3 protein-coding genes and 2 pseudogenes are annotated in these 5,339 nt (G+C 66.2%); 4 read left to right on the top strand and 1 reads right to left on the bottom strand.

The genetic code is table 11. The features are described from left to right. The 4 genes and pseudogenes from RHBS_RS23895 to RHBS_RS23880 form a co-directional block, all read left to right on the top strand. A partial coding sequence (locus tag RHBS_RS23895; protein WP_145977581.1) for an aldo/keto reductase occupies window positions 1-557 on the top strand: 557 nt, incomplete at its 5' end. A gap of 45 nt (window positions 558-602) precedes the next feature. After that, window positions 603-2,074 (top strand): annotated as a pseudogene (locus RHBS_RS32415) (carboxylesterase/lipase family protein). Between the two features lie 127 nt (window positions 2,075-2,201). After that, window positions 2,202-3,509 carry an NAD(P)/FAD-dependent oxidoreductase gene (locus RHBS_RS23885; RefSeq protein WP_236745408.1) on the top strand — a complete coding sequence of 436 codons (1,308 nt, stop codon included), beginning with the start codon at window positions 2,202-2,204 and terminating at the stop codon, window positions 3,507-3,509. A gap of 13 nt (window positions 3,510-3,522) precedes the next feature. Further along, window positions 3,523-3,897: a VOC family protein gene (locus RHBS_RS23880; RefSeq protein WP_121872110.1), complete on the top strand. Its 375-nt coding sequence runs from the start codon at window positions 3,523-3,525 to the stop codon at window positions 3,895-3,897. 15 nt (window positions 3,898-3,912) lie between these two features. Here the strand turns inward: RHBS_RS23880 and RHBS_RS23875 are convergent. Then, a pseudogene (locus tag RHBS_RS23875) lies at window positions 3,913-5,339 on the bottom strand (flavin-containing monooxygenase); the annotation flags it as partial.

Raw genomic sequence — 5,339 nt, 5'->3', positions numbered from 1 at the left:
GCGTCTCCGAATGGACCGCCGATCAACTGCGCGCCGGGCAGGAACTCGCCCGTCAGAACGGCTTCTCGATCATCTCGAACCAGCCGCAGTACTCGGCACTGTGGCGCGTCATCGAGGATCAGGTGATCCCGACGTCGAAGGAACTGGGCATTTCGCAGATCGTCTGGTCGCCCATCGCGCAGGGCGTTCTCACCGGCAAGTACCTCCCCGGACAGCTCCTGCCCGACGGCTCTCGCGCCAAGGACGACAAGGGTGGCGACAAGATGATCGCGCGCTACCTCGACGACCAGACGCTCACCCGAGTGCAGCAACTCAAGCCCATCGCCGACGATCTGGGAATCACCATGGCGCAGTTGGCCGTTGCGTGGGTACTGGCAAACGACAACATCGCGGCAGCGCTCGTCGGAGCCTCGCGTCCGGAGCAGATCGCCGAGAACATCAAGGCCTCCGAGGTGACCCTCGACGCCGACGTGCTCGCCAAGATCGACGACGCACTGGGCGATTCCGTGGAGCGCGACCCGGGCAAGACAGGCTCGCCCGAGGCGCGACTGGTCTGACCGCCTGAGGGCGTCGGTCCGATCCGAACAGGGTAGTAATGAGGTATGGACACGATCACCGTCGACACACCTCAGGGCCAGGTTCGCGGTCGGACCGGCGCAGGCATCATCTCGTTCCTCGGAGTGCCGTACGCCGAGGCCCCCTTCGGGCCCCGTCGATTTCAGGCACCCTCGGCGCCGCCGATGTGGGACGGGGTTCGCGACGCTCTCGAGTTCGGGGCCACCGTCCCCAAGGTGGGGTACCGGCCGCCGACCAGCGAGATCCTCAGCGAACCGGTGGTACCCGGTGACGACTGCCTGAACGTCAACGTCTTCACCCCCGACGTCGGTGGATCCGCGCCGGTGTTCGTCTGGATCCACGGCGGAGCATTCGTCAACGGCAGCAACGCCATTCCCACGTACGACGGTTCCGCCTTCGCACGAGACAGTGTCGTGGCCGTGGTGATCAACTACCGCCTCGGAGTCGACGGCTTCGCGCTGATCGACGGTGCCCCGGCCAACCGCGGAATGCTGGACCAGGTAGCGGCCCTCGAGTGGGTGCGTGACCACATCGCCTCCTACGGCGGCGACCCCGCGCGGTGACCATTGCGGGGGAGTCGGCCGGCGCGATGAGCGTCGGCACCCTGATGTCGATGCCACGTGCCGACGGGCTCTTCCAGCGGGCGATTCTGCAGAGCGGAGCCGGGCACCACGTCATCACCGCCGAGACCGCCGCGAAGGTCTCCGCAGCGTTGGCGTCCTCGCTCGGCGTCGATGCCTCGGTCGACGGACTGGGTTCGGTACCGGTGGATGCGTTGGTGGACGCACAACGCGAACTGTCCGATCGGATCACGGCCGAGGCCCCGACCGGAGCATGGGGTGAGCTGGCCCTGAACGTGATGGCCTACGAGCCGTACATCGACGGTGATGTCGTTCCAGCACTGCCCTTCTCGCGCATCAGCGACGGTGCGAGCGCGCATGTGGACGTGCTGATCGGAACCACCAGCGAGGAGCACGCGTTCTTCATCGTCCCGGCCGGGCTGGTCCCACACCTCACCGAGGACTACGTGAAGATGGTCCTCGCCGGGTACCGAGCCGACCCGTCGGCGCTGGAGAAGTACCGCGAACAGCTGCCCGACGCCTCGGCCGGTGAGCTGATGATCGCCGTCATGACCGACTGGTTCTTTCGGATTCCGGCCACGCGTCTGGTCGAAGCCCGCTCCGGAAACGCCTTCGTCTACGAATTCACCTGGCGCTCATCGCTGTTCGACGGCGCTCTCGGCGCCTGCCACGCACTCGAGATCCCGTTCGTGTTCGACATGTTGCACAAGCCCGAGACCGAGCGCATCACGGGACCGAATCCGCCGCAGCAGGTGGCCGACCGGATGCACCGCGCCTGGGTCGACTTCGTGCGCGACGGCTCACCCGGCTGGGACCCGTACGGTACCGACCGCGCAGTGATGATGTTCGGCAACGAGCCCGGCGTCGCCCTCGACCCGAGGCCGGCAACACGCGAGGTGTGGGACGGGGTGCGCTGACCTACTTTCCGCAACCTGCGAACGTCGTCTGCGAGGTCGCTCGCCGGCGGGTTAATCTCGGATATGCGCAGATTCCTTCCCGGTTTCGGTTCGAGTTCTCCGGCCCCCCGCGCGGCCTGCTCGCGTCGTGGTGGTCGGTGGCGGCTTCGGCGGCTTCAACGCTCTGCAGCGGCTGACGAAGCTGCTGGGGCCCGATCGCGCCGTGCTGACGTTGGTGGCCCCCACCGACTACCTGCTCTACAGTCCGCTGTTGCCCGAGGTCGCCACCGGTGTCCTCGATCCGCGGGACATCGCCGTCTCCACCCGGCAGGCACTGCCGCGCGTGAAGTTGGTGCTCGGTCACGTCACCACTGTCGATTTCGAGTCTCGCGAGCTGACGGTGACCGGCCCCGACGGTGACTCGACGCTTGAGTGGGACAAGCTGATACTCGCCCCCGGGTCGGTGACCAAGCAGTTCGACATCCCCGGCGTCGACGAGCATGCGTACGGGCTCAAGACGCTGAGCGAGGCCGTCTACATCCGCAACCATGTGCTCGCGCAACTCGACGCCGCCGACGCCCTGCCCGATACCCCGGAGGGCCGGAGCGAACGCGCCGAGCGGTTGACGGTGGTGGCCGTGGGCGCGGGCTACACAGGCACCGAATTCGTTGCCCAGATGCAGAATTGGGTTCGGGGTATAGCATCCCGATGGGCGAGCGTCGACCCCGAGGAGGTGCGCTGGGTCCTCGTCGACGTGGCCGATGCGGTACTTCCCGAGCTCGGTGAGCGACTCGGCCGAGAAGCACTCGCTGTGCTCGCCGAGCGAGGTGTCGACGTTCGGCTCGGTGTGTCGGTGGCCTCGGCCACCGCAACGTCGGTGACGCTCACCGACGACGAGGTCATCCCGTCCCGAACTCTGGTCTGGGGAGCGGGCGTTGCACCGAGCCCGCTCATCGCGCAGCTGGGTCTACCGACAGCGGGCGGACGCCTCGTGGTGCGGGCGGACATGACCGTCCCCGAGGTATCGGACGTCTGGGCGATCGGCGACGCGGCAGCGGTCCCCGACCTCGCCGCCGACCCGTCGAAGCCGACTCCACCGACGGCTCAGCACGCCCAGCGCCAGGGCGTTGCCGTCGCACGCAATGTGGCGGCGACGATGGGCGTCGGGCAGTCGCGTCCGTACAAGCACAAGGACTTGGGGCTCGTCGCCGATCTCGGCGGATTCGACGGTGTCGCAAAGCCTCTCGGCATTCCGCTGACCGGACCCGTGGCGAAGTTCGTCGCACGCGGCTATCACCTCTACGCGTTGCCGACGGTCTCGGCGCGAGTGCGGGTGGCCACGGACTGGCTGTATTCCTCGGTGCTGCCGACCCGGGTCGTCAACCTCGCGCAGGTGCGATCCGAGGATGCGCTCATCAAGAAGGCTCAGGCAATCGACCTGTACGACCGAACGTAGACGAGAGGGACGCATGGCATGCCGCATCAGTGAACTCGTACTCGAATGTCGTAGCCCGGAAATATTGGCTCAATTCTGGTGCGAGGTACTCGGTTTCGTCGTACTCGATCGCGAGGGCGAGGAATTGATCGAGATCGGGCCGGCCGAGGGGTTCGGCGGGCCCCAGCCCACGATCATTTTGAGCAGACACGAGCAGCCGAGAACGGGAAAGGGTCGGCTGCACATCGACGTCAACCCCACCGACCGGGATCAGGACGACGAACTGGAACGACTTCTCGCGCTCGGAGCCCGCCCGGCCGATGTGGGCCAGACGGGCACCGAGCAGTGGCACGTGCTCGCCGATCCCGAGGGCAACGAGTTCTGCCTGCTTCGGACGCGGTTGTCGTAGGTGCGCTCACATCGGTCACCGAAGGTGATGCACTTCCTGCAGCCCGTAGACCGGGGTGTCGATGCCCTCGTAGCGCGCCTTGATCTGCAGTGCGAGGTAGAGCGAATAGTGCCGGGACTGATGCAGATTGCCGCCGTGGAACCAGAAGTTCTCCTGCTGCGTCGGCTTCCACATGTTGCGCTGCTCGCCCTCCCACGGACCGGGGTCCTTGGTGGTGTCGGAGCCGAGGCCCCAGCACTTGCCGACCTTGTCCGCGGTCTCCTGATCGATCAGGTCGCGACCCAGCCGTTCATCGAGCCGTAGCCGGTGGCGTAGACGATCAGATCCGCCGGTAGCTCGGTGCCGTCGTCGAGCACGACGCCGGTCTTGCTGATCCGGTCGACCTGTCCGGCAACGAGTTTGATCTTGCCGTCCGCGACCAGCTCGGATGCACCGACGTCGATGTAGTAGCCCGAGCCGCGACGCAGGTACTTCATGAACAGCCCGGATCCGTCGTCACCGAAATCGAGTTGGAACCCGGCCTTCTCCAGCCGATCGTAGAAGTCCTTGTCCTGTTCCGCGATCTGCTGATACACCGGAATCTGGAACTCGTGCATGATCCGGTAGGGCAGCGACGCGAATGTGAGATCGGCCTTGCCCGTGGTCATTCCGGACTCGACGGCCCGCTCGGAGTACAGATCCCCGAGTGCGATCTCACACAGCGAATCGGACTTGACGATGTGCGTCGACGAACGCTGCAGCATCGTCACGTCGACGCCCGTCTCGTACAGCGCCTTGCAGATGTCGTGCGCAGAATTGTTGGAGCCCACCACCACGACGCGCTTGCCGACATACGCGTCGGGACCGGGGTGTTCGCTGGAATGGTGCTGCTCGCCCTCGAACTCGTCCATGCCGGGGAAGTTGGGGACGTTCTTCTTGCCGGACATTCCGGTGGCCATCACCAGCTGCTTGGGCCGCAGAATCACCTCTTCGCCGTCTCGGTCCACGACGACCGTCCACTCCTTCGCCCGCTCGTCGTAAGTAGCGGACTTCGCCGTGGTCTTGGTCCAGTAGGGGACCTCCATGACCTTGGTGTACATCTCGAGCCAGTCGCCGATCTTGTCCTTCGGCGCGAACACCGGCCAGTTCGGCGGGAACGGCAGGTAGGGGAGATGGTCGTACCAGACCGGATCGTGCAGGCACAGCGACTTGTAGCGTCCCCGCCACTGGTCGCCGGGGCGCTCGGCGCGGTCGACGACGATCGCCGGCACACCGAGCTGCCGGAACCGCGCGCCCAGAGCGATGCCGCCCTGGCCTCCGCCGACGACGAGGGCGTACGGCTGCACGCTGTACCCGAGTTCCTTCTCCTCGATCTCCTTCTTCTCCGCCCAGTTCTGGGTATCGGCATTCGAGCCGTGCACCGCGCCCTTGATGCGCGAGGGGCCCTGACGCTCCTCGTCGGA

The sequence above is a fragment of the Rhodococcus sp. BS-15 genome, from assembly GCF_000813105.1.
Lineage (GTDB): Bacteria > Actinomycetota > Actinomycetes > Mycobacteriales > Mycobacteriaceae > Rhodococcoides.
Note: the sequence above shows the minus strand (reverse complement) of the source record. Positions and strands in the feature narration are given on the sequence as shown.